General features: G+C 54.8%; 21 protein-coding genes, 1 tRNA gene and 1 pseudogene. 17 read left to right on the forward strand and 6 right to left on the reverse strand.

Features of this window, described 5'->3' with window-relative positions:
* The first annotated feature begins 5 nt into the window (after positions 1–5).
* Positions 6–1436 carry a C4-dicarboxylate transporter DcuC gene (gene dcuC, locus OZX57_RS01090; protein ID WP_277162368.1) on the forward strand — a complete coding sequence of 477 codons (1431 nt, stop codon included), beginning with the start codon at positions 6–8 and terminating at the stop codon, positions 1434–1436.
* Positions 1437–1745: 309 nt separating this feature from the next.
* Here the strand turns inward: dcuC and OZX57_RS01095 are convergent, their stop codons facing one another.
* The 4 genes from OZX57_RS01095 to OZX57_RS01110 all read right to left on the reverse strand — a co-directional run bounded on the left by OZX57_RS01095 (position 1746) and on the right by OZX57_RS01110 (position 5222).
* On the reverse strand, positions 1746–2084 hold the full coding sequence (locus OZX57_RS01095) for a substrate-binding domain-containing protein (protein ID WP_277162890.1): 339 nt from the start codon (positions 2082–2084) through the stop codon (positions 1746–1748).
* Positions 1973–2785 carry a LacI family DNA-binding transcriptional regulator gene (locus OZX57_RS01100; RefSeq protein ID WP_277162369.1) on the reverse strand — a complete coding sequence of 271 codons (813 nt, stop codon included), beginning with the start codon at positions 2783–2785 and terminating at the stop codon, positions 1973–1975. Before OZX57_RS01100 ends, OZX57_RS01095 begins: the two co-directional genes overlap by 112 nt.
* Before the next feature lie 120 nt (positions 2786–2905).
* Positions 2906–3877: a ribokinase gene (locus tag OZX57_RS01105; protein WP_277162370.1), complete on the reverse strand. Its 972-nt coding sequence runs from the start codon at positions 3875–3877 to the stop codon at positions 2906–2908.
* Positions 3878–4208: 331 nt separating this feature from the next.
* Entirely contained in the window at positions 4209–5222 is a 1014-nt protein-coding gene (locus OZX57_RS01110) for a ribose-phosphate diphosphokinase (RefSeq protein WP_277162371.1), read from the reverse strand.
* Between the two features lie 570 nt (positions 5223–5792).
* Between OZX57_RS01110 and rpsF the strand changes: the two genes are divergently transcribed.
* The 11 genes and pseudogenes from rpsF to OZX57_RS01165 all read left to right on the forward strand — a co-directional run bounded on the left by rpsF (position 5793) and on the right by OZX57_RS01165 (position 12636).
* Positions 5793–6089: a 30S ribosomal protein S6 gene (gene rpsF, locus OZX57_RS01115; RefSeq protein WP_277162372.1), complete on the forward strand. Its 297-nt coding sequence runs from the start codon at positions 5793–5795 to the stop codon at positions 6087–6089.
* An 87-nt stretch (positions 6090–6176) separates the two neighbouring features.
* Positions 6177–6800, forward strand: a complete 624-nt coding sequence (locus OZX57_RS01120; protein WP_277162373.1) for a single-stranded DNA-binding protein — start codon at positions 6177–6179, stop codon at positions 6798–6800.
* Positions 6801–6864: 64 nt separating this feature from the next.
* Positions 6865–7113: a 30S ribosomal protein S18 gene (gene rpsR / locus OZX57_RS01125; protein ID WP_277143412.1), complete on the forward strand. Its 249-nt coding sequence runs from the start codon at positions 6865–6867 to the stop codon at positions 7111–7113.
* Positions 7114–7130: 17 nt separating this feature from the next.
* Positions 7131–7577 carry a 50S ribosomal protein L9 gene (gene rplI, locus OZX57_RS01130; RefSeq protein WP_277162374.1) on the forward strand — a complete coding sequence of 149 codons (447 nt, stop codon included), beginning with the start codon at positions 7131–7133 and terminating at the stop codon, positions 7575–7577.
* 384 nt (positions 7578–7961) lie between these two features.
* Positions 7962–9383 carry an MFS transporter gene (locus OZX57_RS01135; RefSeq protein WP_277162375.1) on the forward strand — a complete coding sequence of 474 codons (1422 nt, stop codon included), beginning with the start codon at positions 7962–7964 and terminating at the stop codon, positions 9381–9383.
* A gap of 393 nt (positions 9384–9776) precedes the next feature.
* Positions 9777–9953, forward strand: a pseudogene (locus tag OZX57_RS01140) (HTH domain-containing protein); the annotation flags it as partial.
* Between the two features lie 53 nt (positions 9954–10006).
* Positions 10007–10882 carry a PRD domain-containing protein gene (locus OZX57_RS01145; protein WP_277162376.1) on the forward strand — a complete coding sequence of 292 codons (876 nt, stop codon included), beginning with the start codon at positions 10007–10009 and terminating at the stop codon, positions 10880–10882.
* 16 nt (positions 10883–10898) lie between these two features.
* A complete protein-coding gene (locus OZX57_RS01150) occupies positions 10899–11282 on the forward strand; it encodes a hypothetical protein (protein WP_277162377.1) in 384 nt (127 codons plus the stop codon).
* On the forward strand, positions 11279–11740 hold the full coding sequence (locus OZX57_RS01155; protein ID WP_277162378.1) for a PTS sugar transporter subunit IIA: 462 nt from the start codon (positions 11279–11281) through the stop codon (positions 11738–11740). Before OZX57_RS01150 ends, OZX57_RS01155 begins: the two co-directional genes overlap by 4 nt.
* Positions 11741–11755: 15 nt before the next feature.
* The gene (locus OZX57_RS01160; RefSeq protein ID WP_277162379.1) at positions 11756–12226 is read left to right on the forward strand and encodes a fructose PTS transporter subunit IIA; all 471 of its coding nucleotides are present in this window, start codon (positions 11756–11758) and stop codon (positions 12224–12226) included.
* A 98-nt stretch (positions 12227–12324) separates the two neighbouring features.
* Positions 12325–12636 (forward strand): fructose PTS transporter subunit IIB, encoded by a 312-nt coding sequence (locus OZX57_RS01165; RefSeq protein WP_277162380.1) that lies wholly within the window; start codon positions 12325–12327, stop codon positions 12634–12636.
* A 5-nt stretch (positions 12637–12641) separates the two neighbouring features.
* Here OZX57_RS01165 and OZX57_RS01170 read toward each other — a convergent pair whose 3' ends face one another.
* Positions 12642–12971, reverse strand: coding sequence for a hypothetical protein (locus tag OZX57_RS01170; protein ID WP_277163013.1), 330 nt, complete (start codon positions 12969–12971; stop codon positions 12642–12644).
* On the opposite strand from OZX57_RS01170, the gene OZX57_RS01175 reads away from it, so the two are divergent.
* From OZX57_RS01175 to ptsP, 4 genes are all read left to right on the forward strand, one after another.
* Positions 12916–13779, forward strand: a complete 864-nt coding sequence (locus OZX57_RS01175) for a PTS fructose transporter subunit IIC (RefSeq protein ID WP_277162891.1) — start codon at positions 12916–12918, stop codon at positions 13777–13779. The genes OZX57_RS01170 and OZX57_RS01175 overlap by 56 nt on opposite strands.
* Positions 13780–13877: 98 nt before the next feature.
* Complete coding sequence (gene alsE / locus OZX57_RS01180; RefSeq protein WP_277162381.1) at positions 13878–14612, forward strand: D-allulose 6-phosphate 3-epimerase; 735 nt, start codon at positions 13878–13880, stop codon at positions 14610–14612.
* A 77-nt stretch (positions 14613–14689) separates the two neighbouring features.
* Positions 14690–14950 (forward strand): HPr family phosphocarrier protein, encoded by a 261-nt coding sequence (locus tag OZX57_RS01185; RefSeq protein WP_277162382.1) that lies wholly within the window; start codon positions 14690–14692, stop codon positions 14948–14950.
* Positions 14950–16569 carry a phosphoenolpyruvate--protein phosphotransferase gene (ptsP, locus tag OZX57_RS01190; RefSeq protein ID WP_277162383.1) on the forward strand — a complete coding sequence of 540 codons (1620 nt, stop codon included), beginning with the start codon at positions 14950–14952 and terminating at the stop codon, positions 16567–16569. The genes OZX57_RS01185 and ptsP overlap by 1 nt, the downstream gene beginning before the upstream one ends.
* A gap of 230 nt (positions 16570–16799) precedes the next feature.
* Here the strand turns inward: ptsP and OZX57_RS01195 are convergent.
* Positions 16800–16873 (reverse strand) — tRNA-Lys (locus tag OZX57_RS01195).
* Positions 16874–17052: 179 nt separating this feature from the next.
* On the opposite strand from OZX57_RS01195, the gene OZX57_RS01200 reads away from it, so the two are divergent.
* On the forward strand, positions 17053–18273 hold the full coding sequence (locus OZX57_RS01200; protein ID WP_277162384.1) for a DUF3152 domain-containing protein: 1221 nt from the start codon (positions 17053–17055) through the stop codon (positions 18271–18273).
* The last annotated feature ends 101 nt before the right edge of the window (positions 18274–18374 follow it).

Here is an 18374-nt window from a genome sequence, read left to right on the forward strand (position 1 = left end):
CAATAATGGAAATGGCAATAATGTATATCGCCGCGATTATCGCGGTGGCAGTGGTCATCTTCATGCTCATTAAAAAGATGGACATCAAGATTTCACTGTTTCTCATCGGCATTCTGCTGATGTTCGTGGCATTGCTGATGGGCAAGCCGATCGCTTTTGAAAACTTTGTATCGAGCGGTGTGAAATGGCTCGACCCGTTCAAGGTCGTTGGTGATCAATTCGTCAGCACGCTGGTTTCGGCAGGCTTCATCATCCTGATTCTCGGCGGCTACACCGCTTACATGTCCCACATCGGTGCCAACGAGGTCACGGTCTCCGTACTCGCCAAGCCGATTGGACACATCAAGTCTCCATACATTCTCGTGCCGATCGTCTTCCTGCTGGGCAACCTGCTTTCTCTGGTGATTCCGAGCGCTTCCAACCTCGCTATCATCTTGTTGGCAACTCTCTTCCCAGTGTTGATTGAAGCTGGTATGTCGACGCTGAGCGCCGCGGCTGTTATCGCAACTACCGCAACAATTATGCCGACCCCGCTCGGTTCCGATAACGTGGCTATCGCCGCTGAACTTGCCAAGACCGCAAAGTTTGCGGGTCTGACCGCCAGCGACTATGTCTTCCGCTATCACGTTCTCGTCTCGGTCCCAACTCTGCTTGTTATCGCCATCGTGCATTACTTCTGGCAGAAGTTCATGGACAAGCGTCATCCTGAGACCGCTGATCTTGCCGCTGTGGACGTCAAGGACGTCAAGGCCATCGAAGGCGGACATCTGTACCGTACGGTCTATGCGATTCTTCCGCTGCTGCCGATTATCATGCTGTTGGTTGTCTTCGCCATCAACTCCATCTTTGGCACCAAGATCAACGTCACCGTTGAGCTTGCCTCCATTCTTTCCTTCGTCATCGCGATTCTGTGTGAGCTCATTCGCACTCGCAAGGGTAAGGAAACGCTTGCCGGTACCGACAGCTTCTTCAAGGGCATGGGCAACGCGATGCCGATTGTCGCGCTTCTGGTTGCGGCATCTGTCTTCGTCGTTGGCCTTAAGTCCATCGGCCTGATCAATGCACTGCAGTCTGCTATGACTGGTCTGCACGGCTCCGGCATGGGCTTCGTCTTGCCGCTTATCCTCGTGGCTCTGAGCGCTCTGATCGTGCTCCTGTCCGGTTCTGGCACCGCTCTGTTCTTCGCGATGGTTCCGCTTATGGTTCCGCTCGCGGCCGCTGCTGGTATCAACGTGCTCGCGGTTTCGCTGCCGATGGGGCTCGCAGGCAATCTGCTTCGCGCGGTTTCCCCGGTCTCGGCAGTCGTCATGATTGTGGCTGGCTCCGTCAAGAAGAGCCCGCTCGAGATTGTTCGTCGTACCAGCGTTCCTATGATCGCCGGCGTGGTGGTGATGTTCATCCTTTCGATGTTCATCTTCCTGCCGATGGGTGCGTGAACCAGCTGATACTGGTCGCATAGCCCTTATGGGGCGAATGCTTCACTAAATAAATGGCCGGACGCTTCGGCTTTGCAAGATTGCAAAGTGCCATGCGTCCGGCCATTCATATGTTTATAGGAAGGAAACCGCTCCTCTGATAAGGAACCGCTGGTTTGACTGAATTGTCGCTTGGTAATAAGCGATTAGGCACTGTTGAAAATCAATGAATATAAAGTGAAACAAATGACCTAAAGGCGTATCACCGAAAGGCGAGATAAATAGCATCAATTGCAACAACTTGGAAGTCCGGGATACTAATCGCGGATATTAGTTTTGATGTATCGTCTTCACTGAGCCATTGATGATCATTTTTGGTTCAAGCAGTGAGGTTTTAGGGTCGCTGAGCCATGGTGTGCGGCTGGATTCGGACGAATTTTGCTTGATTCGTCTCATCATGTACGCATGACAGGACTGTGCTAGTCGAGGAATGTCCTGATCGATGGTCGTCAGATCCGATGCGATGCCGAGGCTGTTGAGGACATTATCATAGCCGATTAGAGAAATATCTTGGGGAATAGACAGGCCACGTTCTTCGGCTCGTTTCGAGAATCCCAGTGCCATGAGGTCGTTGCAGCAGAACACGGCTGTGGCTCCGGAATCGAGGATGCGGTCGGCTGTCTGATAACCTCCATCGAAACGATAAGCGCCATAGCAGTCGAGTTCGGGGAGATAAAGATATCGTTTTTGCCCAGCTCGTCGACGAATCCGGCTTTGCGTGCTTCTGCGTTACCGTTGTCGTGTCGGCCGGAAATGCAAGCGATATGGGTGTGCCCGGCCTTGATAAACAGGCGTGCCGCGAGTTGTCCGCCTTTGTAGTTGTCTGAGCCGACAGCGTCGCACCAGTGTTCCCGTACCAATCGGTCAGTCAACACCACTGGGCAGCTCATCTGAGCCACCTCGTCTTTGAGGTCGGTTGAATCTTTGGTCGATTCGCCGGACGGAATTAGGAAGAGACCATCGATGTTGCGTGCCTCGAACTGCTGTAACAGCTGTCGTTCGGTGGTCTTGGAGTCATTGGAGTTCGCGATAATGAGCGAATAATTGTCAGTGCTACAGGCGTCCTCAATTTCCTTAGCCAGTGAGGCGAAGAAGAGATTTTCGATATCCGGGACCAAGAGGGCTAGCAGCATCGATTTATGTGTGACGAGACTTCTAGCGGTTTGATTGGGGATGTAGTGCAGTTCCTGTGCTTTGCGTTTGATAAGTTCGCGTTTTTCGGGCGAGACGCGGGTCGGATGATTGTTGAGCACCAAAGAGACCGTGGTGATGGAAACTCCCGCCGCTGCTGCGATGTCCCGTAAAGTCACGTGCTTATTCATCTATATCGTTTCCCGCGTTCATTCATATGAACCGTCGTGCAATCCATCGATTGACGACGATAATTCCATATAATACTAACTCGGTAGGAGGGTACGACGCGTGGTGGTTTATTCGGCTTCGCTAAAGAACGCCTTGATTTGCGCCGTTGTACCATATGAGGCTTGAGCGCCGTAGCTGGTTGCTGCGTAGGCGGCCACGTAGGAGGCGAGTGCTGCGGAATCTTCCAAGGAGAAGTTCGAGGCCAGGCCGGCCAACAACGTGCCCATGAAGGCATCGCCGCAACCGGTGGTGTCCACGGCGTCGATTTTGGCGGCATTGACGTGATAGGTGCGGTTCGGGTCGATGACGATGGCGCCGTCACCTCCGAGGGTCACGATGGCCTCATCGAAACCGAATTCATGCATGGACTGGGCGATGTAGTTCCAATCCATGCCAAGCCAATCGCCATTCTTGGGTTCAGCGATGTTGAGCAGCTGTGCCATCTCGTGTTCGTTGACCAGCAGGATGTCCGAATACTTGATCAGATCGTCCGGCAGTTTGTCGGTGAAGGGCGAATCGTTGAGCAGGACCTTGATGCCGGCGTCATGGCAAAGTTTCGCTGTGGCGGTGACGGTGTCGATTGGGCTTTCCAGGCAGAGGCCGAGCACCGAGGATTTGAGCAAGACGTCTTTTTGGCTCTCGATATAGGCGTTGTCAACTGTTGCATTGGAACCGGCAGAATAGACGATGGTGTTCTCGCCCTTCGCGTCCACGGTAATCACCGTGGTGCCGCTTGCACCCTGGGTTCGGCGTACATGCGAGGTGTCGACGCCTGCGTCGTTAAGTTTGGAAATCAGGAAGTCGGCGTTGGCATCCGAGCCTACCGCTCCAAAAATGTTGACATTGGCGCCGAGCCTTGCTGCGGCGGCCGCTTGGTTGCCGGATTTGCCGCCGGGCAAGATACGCAGTGGGCCGCCGGAAATCGTCTCGCCGGGCTTGGGAAGGCGATCGGCGGTGACGGTGTAATCCGCGTTCATTGACCCCACAATGCTGATTGATCCGGAAATATTGTCCAGCAGGGAAAGGGCCTTTGCGCTCATCTCGTCCTCGTTTCGCGTAGTTCAAGTTAGCTATTCGAGCTAATTACAGATATATGGTAAAACGCTTTATCAAAGAAGTCAAATTCTCACACTTTAGTTTTTTGAATTACTTTGTATATAGTGTCGACGGCTGATAGAGGAAATATTTGAGTATATGAGCGCCGGAAAAGTGAACGGAACGCGTGGAAACGCTGATGTTGAGATAAGAATACTTGATTGAGATGAGTCGCTGCTATCAGCAGTTTGCAATAGTCCTCAATAAAGGAATCGGAACCTGCCATATAACAATGGCAGGTTCCGATAGAAGACAAATTTATTGGCAGCGCCGCCCTTACGCGTACATGTTGCGTGGGTGCATGTCTTCGGGCAGGCCTTCCATCAGGCCGGAGACCGAGCCGGATTCGAAGACCGAGCGGATGCCGGCGGCCAGCAGCGGGGCGATGGAGAGCACGGTCATGTTCGGCAGGCGCTTCTCTTCGGGCACCGGGACGGTGTCCATCAGGACGATTTCGCGTGCGCCGCAGTCCCTGAGCCGTTCGATGGCCGGGCCGGAGAGCAGTCCGTGGGTGGCGACCAGCGTCACCGATTTCGCGCCGGCCTCGCGCAGCGTGCGTACGGCCTCGCAGATGGTGCCGGCGGTGTCGATCATGTCGTCGACGACCACGCAGTCGCGTTCGCGTACCTCGCCGATGATGCCGTGGGCCACGGCGTGGTTCGGGCGTGTGACGTCGCGGGTCTTGTGGATGAAGGCCAGCGGCAGACCGCCGAGCTTGGCCGCCCAGCGCTCCGAGACCTTGATACGTCCGGCGTCGGGGGAGACGATGGTCGCGTTCTCAAGCGGCATCGAGTTCTTGACGTAGTCGAGCAGCACCGGCATAGCGGTCAAGTGGTCGACAGGCCCGTCGAAGAAGCCCTGCTCCTGCGAAGCGTGCAGGTCCACGGTCATGATGCGGTCGGCGCCGGCCGTCTGGAAAAGGTCGAACATTAGGCGGGCGGTGATGGGCTCGCGGCCCAGGCCCTTCTTGTCCTGACGCGAATAGCCGAGGAATGGAGCGACGACGGTGATGGAACGGGCGGAGGCGCGCTTCAGGGCGTCAATCATCAGTAGCTGTTCCATGATCCACTTGTTGATGGGATCGGTGTGCGATTGCAGCACGAAGACGTCCGCGCCGCGTACCGGCTCGGTATAGCGCACGTACATCTCGCCGTTCGCGAAGTCATAAGCAGTGGTTTCCAGCGGCACGGTGCCCAGGCATTCGGCTGTGGCTTGAGCCTGTTCCGGATACGCTCGACCTGTCACCAATGCCAGTCGTTTGATGGGCTTTCCTTCGAGAATCGCCGACATATCTCGCCTTCCGCTGTCTGGTCCTGCGCCCACATCGACACGATATAAGACATATCGAACGCTGCGGAACAAGGATGAATCACAAGAAACCTCTTCCAATATAGCGCCAACCCCGCGCAAATCGGCATCAGGCGGGTTGCGCGGGACGAAATGCGACAACCGATCTTTTGGCGTGTTCTCAAGCTCTTCGAGCACCTCATCATCGTATTGTCAGCAATGCTGTCAATGTATTTGCAACCGATGAAGGTGAGATATCGCACGAAGCCATTCGTCGGAGGCACCCATTCGTGCTTGAACGATTATCTACGGATGGCGAATCCAAATCAGGTGACGTATTCCGTATCAGTGCTGATATTCGGCGGATTGACCATCTGAATTTATACCCAATCAACGCCTTAAGAGCTGGGCGTGCCAGTGCGCTAGATATATAGACTGCCTGCCGGTGAAGTCGGCGGGAACTCGTAACATGGAAAAGCTATGTCTGGCGCGGTTTTACGTCCTGATATGGCACGCATACACACTCCTGTCGCGGAAAGACCGCGGCCGACTTTAGTCCGAAGGAGGTGGGTGATGTCTGCACACAAGTATGAACTCATGTTCATCGCCGATCCGGAGCTTGACGAACGAGCCCTGAAGAAGCTGACCGATCAGTATATGGAAATGGTCACCAAAGAGGGCGGTTCTGTCTCCGACCCTGATATTTGGGGACGCCGCAAGCTTGCCTATGAAATCGATGGCAAGACCGAAGGCAACTATGTCGTCGTCAACTACAGCTGCGAGCCAGCTACGAGCGACGAGCTGGACCGTGTTCTGAACCTGAACGAGTCCGTTATCCGTACGAAGATTCTTCGCAAGGATGCCAAGTAAACCCGGATACGGGAATTAAATTTTAGTCTATTTGCTTTTCGCTTCGTCTTATTGGCAAGCGCTAAAAGCTGGTGAGGAAGGCACGCCATGGCAGGGGATACTTCGATTACAATCGTCGGCAACCTGACCGCTGACCCGGAGCTGCGCACTATCGGCAGCGGGGCATCGGTCGCGAGTTTCACGATTGCTTCGACGCCGCGGACCTTTAACCGCAACACGAACCAGTGGGAGGACGGCAATGCGCTGTTCATGCGCTGTTCCGCGTGGCGGGATATGGCCGACCATTGCGCGTCGTCGCTTTCCAAGGGCATGCGCGTGATCGCGCAGGGCCGTCTGCAGCAGCGTTCGTACACCGCCAATGACGGGAGCAACCGCACGGTCGTGGAGATGCAGGTCGATGAGATCGGCCCGTCCCTGCGCTATGCCACCGCTCAGGTGCAACGCCAGTCTGCCGCCAACGGCGGATTCCAGGGTGGCTCCCGCAACGGGGGCTATAACGGCGGTGCCAGCAATGGCGGTTACAACGCCGGCGGTAATGGTGGCTACCAGGGTGGCGCAGGCTACTCTGGCGGGGCATCGGCCGCACCGCAGCAAAGCCAGCAGGCACCCGCGGCAGATCCGTGGGGCAGCTCCGCTACCTCAGGTGATGGATTCTCGACCTTCGGGGGTAGCTCCGATTTCGGTGGAGATTCCGACGAACCGGAGTTCTAGCGATAGCGCAAAAGCGCAGAAGCAACAGCATAGACGTTTATATAAGTGTTAAGGAGACATTGATATGTCACGTAAAAGGCCAAAACCACCGGTCAAGCCGTTTAAGAAGAAGCCGAATCCACTGAAGGCTGCGAAGATCACCGAGATCGATTACAAGGACACCGCGCTGCTGCGCAAGTTCATCTCCGATCGTGGCAAGATCCGTTCGCGTCGCATCACCGGCGTGACCATCCAGGAGCAGCGTGAGATCTCCCGCGCCATCAAGAACGCGCGCGAGATGGCTCTGCTGCCTTACGCCACCAACGGCCGCTGATAGGAAGGGCAAGAACAATGGCTGAAACTAAGGTTATTCTTACCAAGTCCGTCGCGAACCTCGGTCACTCCGGTGACGTCGTCGAGGTCAAGTCCGGCTACGCACGCAACTACCTCATCCCGCAGGGCATGGCCTTCGCGTGGAGCAAGGGCGCCGCTTCCCAGATCGAAGCGATGAAGCGCGCACGCCTGGCCAAGTCCGTTGCCACCCGTGAAGACGCCGTGGCCGCCAAGACCGCCATCGATGGCACCGTCGTCGAACTGAGCGCCAAGGTCTCCGAGTCCGGCAAGCTGTTCGGTGGCATCTCCACCATGGACATCGCTTCCGCTCTCGAATCCAAGGCCGCCGTCGATCCGAAGGCGATCAAGGTTGAGAGCATCAAGACCACTGGCGAATTCCCCGCCACCGTGGCACTCCACCCCGAAATCTCCGCGAGCTTCACTGTGAAGGTCGTTGCCGAGTAATTTCGGTTTGTGTTTATCGGTTTAAAAACCGCAAGCTTAAGCAAAAAATCCCGCTGCACGTCAATCGTGTGGGCGGGATTTTTTCATATCTGCCTCTTAGATGTTCAAATGAAGTTCGGTATATCGTCTTTCGAATAATGCCGCAATGAATCAAGTGAAAAGGCGTTCTCGAAGAGGCGTCCCACATTGGCGTTCCCGGACAAGCGTTCCAGAAAGCACTTTTGACGAGCTCTTCGAGTAGACATCGTGGTGGTGCTGCGTCTTGAAGCCGGCGCTGTGGGCGGCGTATAATGGTTAAGTTGCGCGTTCGGAGGGTCGGAACGCGCAAATCGTGGCCACACCCTGAACGCCTGATTTGGCACAAGTATGTTGAGGTTCAAGAATTTGCAAGAAGAACGTGTTTCCACACAAACCAAACTATCTATCGCGGCGGCTGCGCTGCTTTCCTTCATCGGCATCCTTACCGAGACCTCGCTGAATGTCACCTTCCCGACCATGACGCGTGAGTTCGGCCTGCCGCTTTCGACCATCCAGCTGTTGACCTCGGGCTACCTGCTGATGGTTACCATCATCATGAGCACCTCGTCGTTCCTGCTCAAGCGATTCGACACCCGTCCGCTCTTCCGTTGTGCCATTATCGTCAGTATCATCGGCACCATCCTGTGCTGCCTGCCGATAAAGGTCTACTGGCTGCTGCTCTTTGGCCGTCTGCTGCAGGCCACGGCCACGGGAATTTCCACGCCGTTGCTCATCCATGTCATCCTGTCACTGGTTCCGGTGAGCCGTCGCGGCACCTACATCGGCCTGGCCAACATGGTCACCTCCTTCGCGCCCGCACTCGGCCCTACTTACGGTGGCATGATCAATCACTACTTCTCCTGGCGCATCATCTTCGTGTTCACCCTGCCGCTGCTGCTCATCGCTTGGATTCTGGGCGAAACCAATCTGCGTCTCGATGCACAGGGCGCCGGCAAGTCCTTCGACGGCGTCGGCCTGGTATTGCTGAGCCTGTTCATGGTGAGCTTCACCGAGATCTTCGACCAGCTTGGCGCGGTCGGTGGCTGGTCGTACCGCGTGGCCATCGCCATCGTCGTGGCGGCGCTCACGCTCGGGCTGTTTATCTGGCGTTGCCTCGCTTCCAAATCCCCGTTGCTCGACCTGCGGCTTTTCAAAAAGCCGATTATCGGCTTGCGTGGCGCCAATTACGCCATCCTTCAGTTCGTCAACATCGGCAGTTCCTTCTTGCTGCCGGTCTTTGCCGAGAATTTCCTTGGCATTGATTCGCTGGCTGCCGGCTTGATGCTTCTGCCTGGCTCATTGCTTGGTGCTTTCATCGCGCCGTTTGTGGGCAAGCTCTATGACCATCGCGGCCCGACGCTGGTGCTGCTCATCTCCAATGTTTCGGTAATCATCGGCGCAACTGCCTTGTGGGCGATGACAGGCAAGGCGACGGTGATAGTGCTGACGCTGCTGTATATGTTCCTGCGCGCCGGCTTCAACTTCGGCTACGGCAACACGATGTCGGACGCCAGCAAATTCGTGTCCGCTTCGCAGCAGACCGATTTCAACTCGCTGTTCAACGTACTGCAGCAGTACGCCGGGTCGCTGGGCACCACGGTGCTTTCCACTTCGCTTTCGCTGAGTGAGGCCCGTATCCCGCACGATGTCAAGGCGGCTTCAGTTGCTGGCGCGACGAATGCCTTCGCGTTGGTGATTGTTTTGGTGTTGGTGGCGCTGTGCCTTACGTTGGTCTCCATCAAGGTGCGCAAGGATCCGTCTGTGCAGATGCAGTCGGTGGAAGCGTGATGGTTTGAGTGCTGGCGGCGGTCTGGTTCTTTGAAGAACCAGACCGCCGCATGCGTATCGCTCGTTGGCAATGATGGCTTTTGTGTTCGTATACGTTTCTGAGCAATGGTGCTCACGAAATTGTGCAGATAAAAAATGAATAGAAATTAGCCGTCGGCATCTAGCCGGATGTGTCTTTCAGTCGGTTCTGTAACAGCGAGTATTCTGCTACTGCTTGTCATATTTTCTATACTTTTATTCATAGTTTCATCGGTGAATGAATGGATATTGTATGCCCTTATGTCTGCATGAGGACACTGGAAATGTCCGTTGTCAACGGACGCAGTTGTGCATGGTGATACCGAGTTTCCCAGTCTATTTTCATTAGCATCGGTATTACAAGGAGGTATGGCGATGACGACTGAAAGCAAGAAGCATCTGATCGAGTATTTGTTGAATCGACGTGATTTCGTTTCCGGTACAGAACTGTCCGCCATGCTTGGTGTGTCTACGAAAACTGTCACCCGTTTAGTTTCCCAGATTAATGAGCGGTATCCCGGTGACGAGCCGATGGTCGAATCGCAGCGAGGGCGTGGTTATCGACTCAACTACCGCAATTATTTCCAGCAAAAAGTGCTTCATCTATGCCTTCCGAGAAGCAGATTGGCAGGCTCACTCCAGTCGAGCGTAGAGCAGAGGTGCTTAAGCGTCTGTTGGTTACCTCGCCACAGAGGTATCGTATCGAAGATCTTTGGGGCAAATTCTATATCAGTGATTCTGCCATTTCCTCCGACTTAAAGAGCCTACGATCCATGCTCTCTCGTTTTGATCTTTCCGTGGAACATTCGAATGATTACGTCTGGGTTGAGGGTGTGGAACAGAATATCCGCAAGGCTATCACTGACCTGATTTTTGACGATGACAATGTGGCTGCCAGCGGGCGCTTTATACAACCGGACCAGCGCATTCACCAACGTGATGCTGCTTTCGTCTCTCATCAGCTCGATTTAATCGAGGATCTTACCCATTCTGAGATTCCATATCCATACAGTGTCAATCTGTTCACCCATTTGTACATTCTTATCGAACGGTATCGTGAGGTCGGTTCGCTGATTGATGATGGCGCCGTGCCCGATGATGTCGCTGATTTCTTTGATAAATATCCCAGCCTGGCAGACGTCTGTAGGAAGATTATCGGCAACCTCAATACCTATCTTGACACTGTCTTGCCAGACGTAGAAACTTATTATCTTTATCAGTATCTTGCTTCATCTCGCATTGACGACCATATCGCTATCACGAATGAGATGCCCGAACGGGTAGGTGAGGTCACTCGCTATCTGATTGAGGAAGTGGCCAAAGAGCCCGGCTATCAGGGCATCGATGACGGCAATTTATATTCCAGTCTGGTTAAGCACATGAAGCCATTGCTGAATCGGTTGGACAGCGGTATCAAGGTGAAGAACAACCTTCTTGAGCAGATCAAGTTGGAATATCCGTGCCTTTTTCGAGGCAGTTAAGCGGGCAACGCAACGCTTGGTGCGGCATTTTGGGCTCAATAACATCGACGATGAAGAGGTTGGTTTCATCGTGGTCTATTTTGCACAGGCCATCGAGAGCAAGCAGACACCAGTCAATATTCTGCTGGTATGCACTACCGGTCTGGGCACCGCCCAACTGCTACGTGCCAAGATTGAGCGTCGTTTTTCCGAATTCCATATTGTCACCACGGTGGCTACCAAAGATTTGGATGAAAAGCTGTGCGCACATCCCGAAGTCGATCTAGTGGTGTCCACTGTCAGTCTTTCGGGAAATCTGCCTGTGCCGACCCTGGTGGTCAGTGCGATGCTCACCCTTGAAGATCAGGAAAGGCTGGAACGTGAGGCCGACCAGATTCGCCGAAAGGCGGTGATGCTATGAGACTGATAGTTGAGTGGGAGCCGACGAATGCGGCGATGATTATCGACAAGTTCTCGCTGTTCGCTTGGTTCAAAGAGTTTGCATGGCGGCATGGCCTTATTTCCGAGCGAAGCACGGTGACCGCGATGCTCAAGAACCGGGAATGCGCGGGAGACACTTCGCTAAGCGAGACTCTTGCCAATCCACACATCCAAAGCAGCACCGTTATCGAGCCTGCATTGGTGTTTTTAAAACTTCCTGTGCCTTGTTCCGGTTGGGGAACGACACCTATCAGCCGTGTGTTGTTCACATTGCTGCCTGAGGACGTCACAACCGCACAGGTCGCGCCATTGGAGAATTTTTACCGGCAAATAGCTGAGGAAGACGTGATGAGAAAACTCTGTAGTGATGAACTGCGAGAGGTCGAGTCTGTCTTCGAGGCTCTTGACGTCGGCAACATCCAGACCATCAATAACTGACAACTGAAGGGAATCATGACATTGGATACGACATCTTTGATTGAGGCATTGGACCGTGGCACAATCGTCACCGATTTTCATGCAACCGACAAGGAATCTGTGTTCCGTGAACTTTCCGGGAGGCTGCAAGAGTGTGGCTATATCGAATCGGTCGATGCCTTCATCGAGGCGATTAAAGAGAGGGAGACGGAAGGTGCTACGGGCATCGGCGAGCATGTTGCCATTCCGCACGGGCGCAGTGACACCGTCAAGAAGAACGGTATCGCTATCGCCATCCTGCACGACGAGATTGCATGGGAGTCTCTGGATAATACGGGTGCCAAAGTCGTGGTGCTTTTCGCCGTCGGAGCCGACGATGCCGGGAGCAAGCGCCATCTGCAGCTGCTTTCGATGCTCGCCCGAAGACTCGGCAAAGAAGCGGTCGTTGCGTCCCTGCTCAAAGCCAAAAGCGTGGACGATGTCATAGCAGCGTTGACCCAGGACTGAGTGAGAACGTCTTCGAGCGTCTCGCTGCTAGATCTGGCGCTTGGACCAACAAAACAAGATGTTTGTTCATAACGACATGAACTGAAAAGGAGAACAACATGAAGATAGTCGGAATCACTGCGTGTACGGTCGGTATTGCGCATACGTATCTTGCACAGCAGAAACTCGAGGATGCTGCGAAGGCTGCCGGCGACGAAGTCAAGATTGAGACCCAGGGCACCATAGGCATCGAGAACGAGCTTACGCAGGAAGACATTGACAGTGCGGACATGATCATTCTGGCTATTGATGTCAGAATTGCCGGTGAAGAACGCTTCAACGGTAAGAAGAAGATCAAAGTCTCTACTGAAACAGCTATCAAATCGCCTAACAAACTCATCGCGAAAATGCATGAGATTGCTGGAAAATAAACCATTCAGAGAGGAAGGTTCATCGTGAAAGATTTTTGGAAAAAGCTAATTTCAAAGGGCATCTGCTGACGGCCATCTCCTACATGATTCCTATCGTGTGTGGTGCTGGCTTCGTTATGGCCATCGGCATGGCATTCGGCGGGAAAAGTCAGGATGCCTTGGTCATCGGAAAATTCGATTTCTTCCAGGCGCTTGCCACATTGGGCGGTAAGGCTTTGGGTATGCTGCCGGTCAATCATTGCCACAGGCATCGCTTTCTCCATCGCAGGTAAGCCCGGCATTGCTCCTGGTTTCGTCACCGGATTGGCGGCTGTGACTATCAGCGCCGGTTTCATTGGTGGCATCATCGGCGGTTATATCGCCGGCTGGCTCGCTTTTGCGGTTTTGAAGTATTTCAAGGTTCCCAAATGGGCCAAGGGCTTGATGCCGACGCTTATTGTGCCGTTCTTCGCGTCGATTGTCAGCGGCTTGCTGATGATCTATGTCATCGGCACGCCTGTTTCGTGGTTCACTACCTGGCTGACCGGTTTCCTTAAGAGTCTCAATGGAGTCTCCAACCTCGCGCTTGGTGCGGTCATTGGTGTTTTGGGTGTCATCGATTTCGGTGGCCCGCTGAGCAAGACGGTCTTCGCTTTCTGCTTGACGTTACAGGCTCAAGGCATCAACGGTCCGGAAACCGCATTGCAACTACCTAATACCTCTGCGCCGATTGCCTTCGGTCTGGCTTATTTTGTAGCCAAGTTGTTCCACAAGCGTATCTATACCCGTGAAGAGGTGGAGACTTTGAAGTCCGCGGTGCCTATGGGCGTCGTCAATATTGTCGAAGGTGTTATTCCGATTATCATGAACGACATCGTCCGTGGCGTGTTCGCCGCAGGCCTTGGTGGTTTTTGCTGTGGTGCGATTCTCATGTTGCTGGGCCACGGAGACGGTGCGACTGTGCCGTTCGGTGGATTCCTGATGTTGCCGACCATGGGTAAGAACTGGTGGATCGGATTGCTGGCAATAGTGGTCAATGTGTTGGTGACCAGTGTGACGTACGCCTTGATCAAGAAGAACCTCACCGATGAAGAAGTCGAAGGTGCCTCGGCCCAAGTGGAAGAGGACGAGTTGGATTTGGACGACATTCAGATTAGTGACTGATGAATGTCGGAGATGAAACGTCATTTGATGTCCGGCTGGTCGGCTGACTGGCCGGATATTGATTGACAATGTTGAAAAAGGAAGGCGTCGGAGCCGGAATGACAGAGACATTGAACACCACTCGCAAGATCCAGCTGGCACCGTCACTCATGACGATGGACTTGGACCAGTTCAAGGAGCAGGTCACATTCCTGAACGACAAGGTCAATATGTACCACATCGACGTCATGGATGGTCATTTCGTGCCGAACATTTCGTTGTCGCCGTGGTTCCTTCAAGAGGTACGCAAGATTTCGGACGTGCCGATGGACGCGCATTTGATGGTCACCGACGCCGAGTTCTGGGTCGACCAACTCATCGATATCAAGTGCGAACGCATCAACATGCCTTCCGAAGTGATCAATGGCAAGGCGTTCAGCCTGATCAAGAAGATTCATGACGCCGGTCTCAAGGCCGGAGTCGTGCTCAACCCGGAAACGCCGATTGACACGATCATGCCCTATATCGACCAGCTCGACAACGTCATGATTATGACCATCGATCCCGGTTTCGCTGGTCAGCCGTTCCTCAAATCGACGCTGGACAAGATTGTCGAGCTTCGCCGCCTGCGCGAGGAGCGTGGCTACAGCTACGAGGTCGAGATGGACGGTTCCACCAACCTCAAGCACTGGAAGATGATTTCCGACGCCGCTCCCGACATCTATGTCATCGGCCGCAGCGGTCTTTTCGGGCTTACTGACAACATCGAAAATTCCTGGAACCAGATGGTTTCAGAGTATGAGCAGACGACTGGCTTCCGTTTCGACACGGGTCGTTTCGTTTCGCAAAACTGAACAATTCGTATTGAGATCGGCGCTAATGGCGTTTACATGTATGGCCATCGGCGCCGGCTCTCGTTAGGAGAATACTTATGGCAACCTCATTCACTTTCACCATCACCGATCCCGAGGGCATGCATGCGCGGCCGGCAGGAAAAGTCGTCGAAAAGGCGCAGAGCTACCAATCCGCAATTACGCTGACCGTCGGCGACAAAACCGTTGACGCCAAGCGTATCTTCGGCGTTATGGGTCTTGGAGCCAAGTGCGGCGACGCCATCACCGTCGCGATTGACGGCGAGGACGAAACCGCTGCGGCCGCTGAATTTGAAGCCTTCCTTAAGGAGAATCTGTAATGCGTAAGATTCAAGGAACCGGTGTTTCCGCTGGCGTCGCCATCGGCACCATCCATGTGCTTGAAAGCGGTGACGGGTCGGTCGAGCGCCGTGTAGTGGCCGACCCCGCTGCTGAAGTTCAGCGTTTCCGTGCCGCCCGCGACACCGCCATCGTTGAGCTGGGCAAGCTGCGCGACAAGACCGCGGCTGAACTCGGCGAAGGAAAGGCCGAGCTGTTCGACGCGCATCGCCTGATGCTCAAAGATCCGGATTATGTGGAGAGCATCGAAGGCATGATTACCACCTCGTCGGTCAACGCGGAGTTCGCCGTCAACGGTACCGCTGAGCAGTTCGCCGCGATGTTTGCGGCGATGGACGACTCCTACATGCAGGCTCGCGCCGCGGATGTGCGTGACGTCTCCAAGCGCGTCATCAGGATTCTTGGAGGGCATGATACTGCCGATCAGAACCCCGATGGCCCGCACATCATTGCCGCTGATGATCTCACTCCGAGCGAGACCGTGCAGCTTGACCGCTCCAAGGTCTTGGGCTTCGTCACCGCCAAGGGCTCCGCCAACTCGCATACCGCGATTCTGGCCCGTACCATGGGCCTGCCGGCCGTTATCGGCCTGGGCAATGATTTCGACCCTGAGGATGACGGCAAGATGGCCATCGTCGACGGTTCAGCCGGTCTCGTGCTGGTCGACCCCGATCAGGAAAGTCTCAAGTCTTATCAAGCCAAGAAAAAGGGCTACGAGGACCATCTTCGCCTGTTGCAGGAGCTCAAAGGCAAGCCCACGCAGACCAAGGAAGGCCAGACCGTTCGTCTTTACTCGAACATCGGCCGTCCGTCCGACGTCACATCGGTATTGGCCAACGATGCCGAGGGTATTGGCCTCTACCGTAGCGAGTTCCTCTACCTGGAGAGCGAGGACTTCCCGACCGAAGACGCGCAGTTCGAGGCCTACAAGAAGGTCGTCCAGAAGATGGGAGACCGCCTGGTCATCATCCGCACGCTCGATATTGGCGCGGACAAGCAGGTCGGCTACTTCAACCTGAAGCACGAGGACAACCCTGCGTTGGGTTACCGCGCCATCCGCATCTGCCTGACCCAGCCGGAGATTTTCAAAGTCCAGCTGCGCGCGTTGTACCGCGCTTCGGCGTACGGCAACATCGCCATCATGCTGCCGATGATCACCTCGGTGCAAGAGGTTCGCGACGCCAAGAAGATCATTGAAGAGGTCAAGGCCGAGTTGCGCGACGAGAATATCCCGTTCAACGCGGATATCAACGTCGGCATTATGGTGGAGACTCCGGCCTCCGTCGTCATGGCACCGGAGCTGGCGAAGGAAGTCGATTTCTTCTCCATCGGCACCAACGACCTGACGCAATATACCTTGGCCTGCGACCGTCAGAATCCGAACCTTTCGCGTTTCGCCGACCCGCATTCGCCGGCCGTGTTGCGCATGATCAAGATGACTGTCGACGCCGCGCACGCCGCCGGCATCTGGTGCGGCATCTGCGGCGAGCTTGGGGCCGACCTGAGCCTGACCGAGACCTTCCTTGAGTATGGCTTGGACGAGCTGTCGGTATCGCCGACCAGCGTCCTGCCGCTGAGGGAGGCGATACGCGAGCGTTGATTCGTGGCCGATTCTGCGCGTTAAACGCTTAAGACAAACCTTTCATCTGACATGTTGGCGTGAGGCCGTCCCGTTCCAGTGGGTACGGCCTCACGTTTTTGTTTGGTTTTGCTGTTTCGAGCGGTTACGCTCATTCGATACAGTGCTGTGCTCTGGCCGATAATCCCAATGTTTCCAGAGGTTTCTACAGATACGAAAAAAGGTACCGCCGAACGACGATACCTTGCTCGTGCCCCCACGGGGATTCGAACCCCGGACACGCTGATTAAGAGTCAGCTGCTCTAACCAGCTGAGCTATAGGGGCGCTGGTCTAAAACTACAAGAGCCAAGAGAACAGTATACATATGCGGGGGAGTTGCGCAAGACGGTGTGTCGCCATGGTTTGCAGGGGAATTGAGCAGAGTGGGCGCGCGTCATGGTTTCGTCATAAAAAATGTCTATTATGTAAGCCTGAATGAGTGAGATTTTAAGTCGGGAGACTATGTGAAACGCGACGGGCAGTCGGACGAACATTCGCAGGGCGAGTTGCGCGCTCAGGGTCGTGCCATGCTGCGAACCGTTGCAAAATATGGCAAACAGTGTTTGCGGTCATTGGGCCGTGGCTGCATGGTCGTCGTTCGCGCTCTCAAGCACGGCATTCGTCGTCTGGGTGCGGTCATTGCAGACTTTCTCGGGTTTGCTGGCGCCGCGAGATCTGACAAGAACAAGCAGTCGTCCGCTAGACGTCCATTTCGTACTCCGCCATCTCAACATGGTTCGACGGATGTGAAACTCACCGGTGACGATGCCGCTTTCTTCGAGATTTCCGATGGGTTCATCAGTTCGGTGTTGTCCGATGAGGCGGAAGATTCGGCAACTGCCGATTCCTCGCGCCGAGGCCATGCGTCTTCATCGGCAAGAGTTCCGAAATCGGTGTATTGGATTCGCCGCATCGTGGTGTTGGTAGTCACTCTGGCTGTCGTTGCTGCTGTCGTATTCGGAGTGAAGACAGCGATATCCCACACCGCAGCAAGCCATCAAGAGCATCAGACTACCTCGAACGTTTCAGACAAGAAATCGCTGCGGAAGCATCATTCAAAAACAGGCGGCAAGCGGCAATCGTCTAAAACCGACCTCACCAAGGCGACGCCACAGCCGGCGTTGACCGATCGGAATCGGGCTTCGTTGCTCGCCAAGGCGCAGGCAACGGTGGCGGCGAGCGGCAAACCGGCCCATCAGTATTCCTATTGCGTGAGCACGAAGGGCGATGTCGGCGGGGCAGAAGTGCAGCAGGAATTTGAAAACAGCATTTTCCGCACGTTGAACGATCCTCGTGGGTGGCCACGGGCCGGCGCGAGCTTCACGTATAGTGCCGATTCTAGCCATTGCGATTTCGTCGTCTATCTTTCGCAGCCATCGCTGATGAAAACCTTCTCGGGCAATTGCTCTGACGAATACAGCTGCCGTGTGGGTAACAACGTCATCATCAATGAGGATCGTTGGAACAATGCCATGCCGCAGATGTTCAGCGCAGGCATGTCCCTGGACCGTTACCGCACGATGGTCATCAATCACGAGGTCGGCCATCGGCTCGGGCACCTGGATAATGAGCCTTCGTGCCCTGCACCGAACGCACCTGCACCGCTGATGCAGGAGCAGTCGATTAGCCTGCGAGGCTGCACGCCCAACGAATGGCCCACGGATTCCGAGCTCTGGATTCGATGAATGGGCGGACGAGCCGTTTTGCACCTACCCCTTCTGGGCGTATGCATATCGGCAACGTGTACGCGATGCTGGCCGCGTGGCTTTCGGCGCATGATGGCGAC

The sequence above is a fragment of the Bifidobacterium sp. ESL0682 genome, from assembly GCF_029392815.1.
Classification (GTDB): domain Bacteria; phylum Actinomycetota; class Actinomycetes; order Actinomycetales; family Bifidobacteriaceae; genus Bifidobacterium.

Excerpts from the sequence above, each read along its gene's own strand:
- ptsP (WP_277162383.1), top strand. The coding sequence starts at position 14,950 with ATGCGTAAGATTCAAGGAACCGGTGTTTCCGCTGGCGTCGCCATCGGC.
- OZX57_RS01110 (WP_277162371.1), bottom strand. The coding sequence starts at position 5,222 with ATGTCGGCGATTCTCGAAGGAAAGCCCATCAAACGACTGGCATTGGTG.
- OZX57_RS01120 (WP_277162373.1), top strand. The coding sequence starts at position 6,177 with ATGGCAGGGGATACTTCGATTACAATCGTCGGCAACCTGACCGCTGAC.
- rplI (WP_277162374.1), top strand. The coding sequence starts at position 7,131 with ATGGCTGAAACTAAGGTTATTCTTACCAAGTCCGTCGCGAACCTCGGT.
- rpsR (WP_277143412.1), top strand. The coding sequence starts at position 6,865 with ATGTCACGTAAAAGGCCAAAACCACCGGTCAAGCCGTTTAAGAAGAAG.
- OZX57_RS01155 (WP_277162378.1), top strand. The coding sequence starts at position 11,279 with ATGAGACTGATAGTTGAGTGGGAGCCGACGAATGCGGCGATGATTATC.
- OZX57_RS01165 (WP_277162380.1), top strand. The coding sequence starts at position 12,325 with ATGAAGATAGTCGGAATCACTGCGTGTACGGTCGGTATTGCGCATACG.
- OZX57_RS01170 (WP_277163013.1), bottom strand. The coding sequence starts at position 12,971 with ATGAAACCGGCGCTGATAGTCACAGCCGCCAATCCGGTGACGAAACCA.
- OZX57_RS01145 (WP_277162376.1), top strand. The coding sequence starts at position 10,007 with ATGCCTTCCGAGAAGCAGATTGGCAGGCTCACTCCAGTCGAGCGTAGA.
- alsE (WP_277162381.1), top strand. The coding sequence starts at position 13,878 with ATGACAGAGACATTGAACACCACTCGCAAGATCCAGCTGGCACCGTCA.
- rpsF (WP_277162372.1), top strand. The coding sequence starts at position 5,793 with ATGTCTGCACACAAGTATGAACTCATGTTCATCGCCGATCCGGAGCTT.
- OZX57_RS01160 (WP_277162379.1), top strand. The coding sequence starts at position 11,756 with ATGACATTGGATACGACATCTTTGATTGAGGCATTGGACCGTGGCACA.
- dcuC (WP_277162368.1), top strand. The coding sequence starts at position 6 with ATGGAAATGGCAATAATGTATATCGCCGCGATTATCGCGGTGGCAGTG.
- OZX57_RS01185 (WP_277162382.1), top strand. The coding sequence starts at position 14,690 with ATGGCAACCTCATTCACTTTCACCATCACCGATCCCGAGGGCATGCAT.
- OZX57_RS01105 (WP_277162370.1), bottom strand. The coding sequence starts at position 3,877 with ATGAGCGCAAAGGCCCTTTCCCTGCTGGACAATATTTCCGGATCAATC.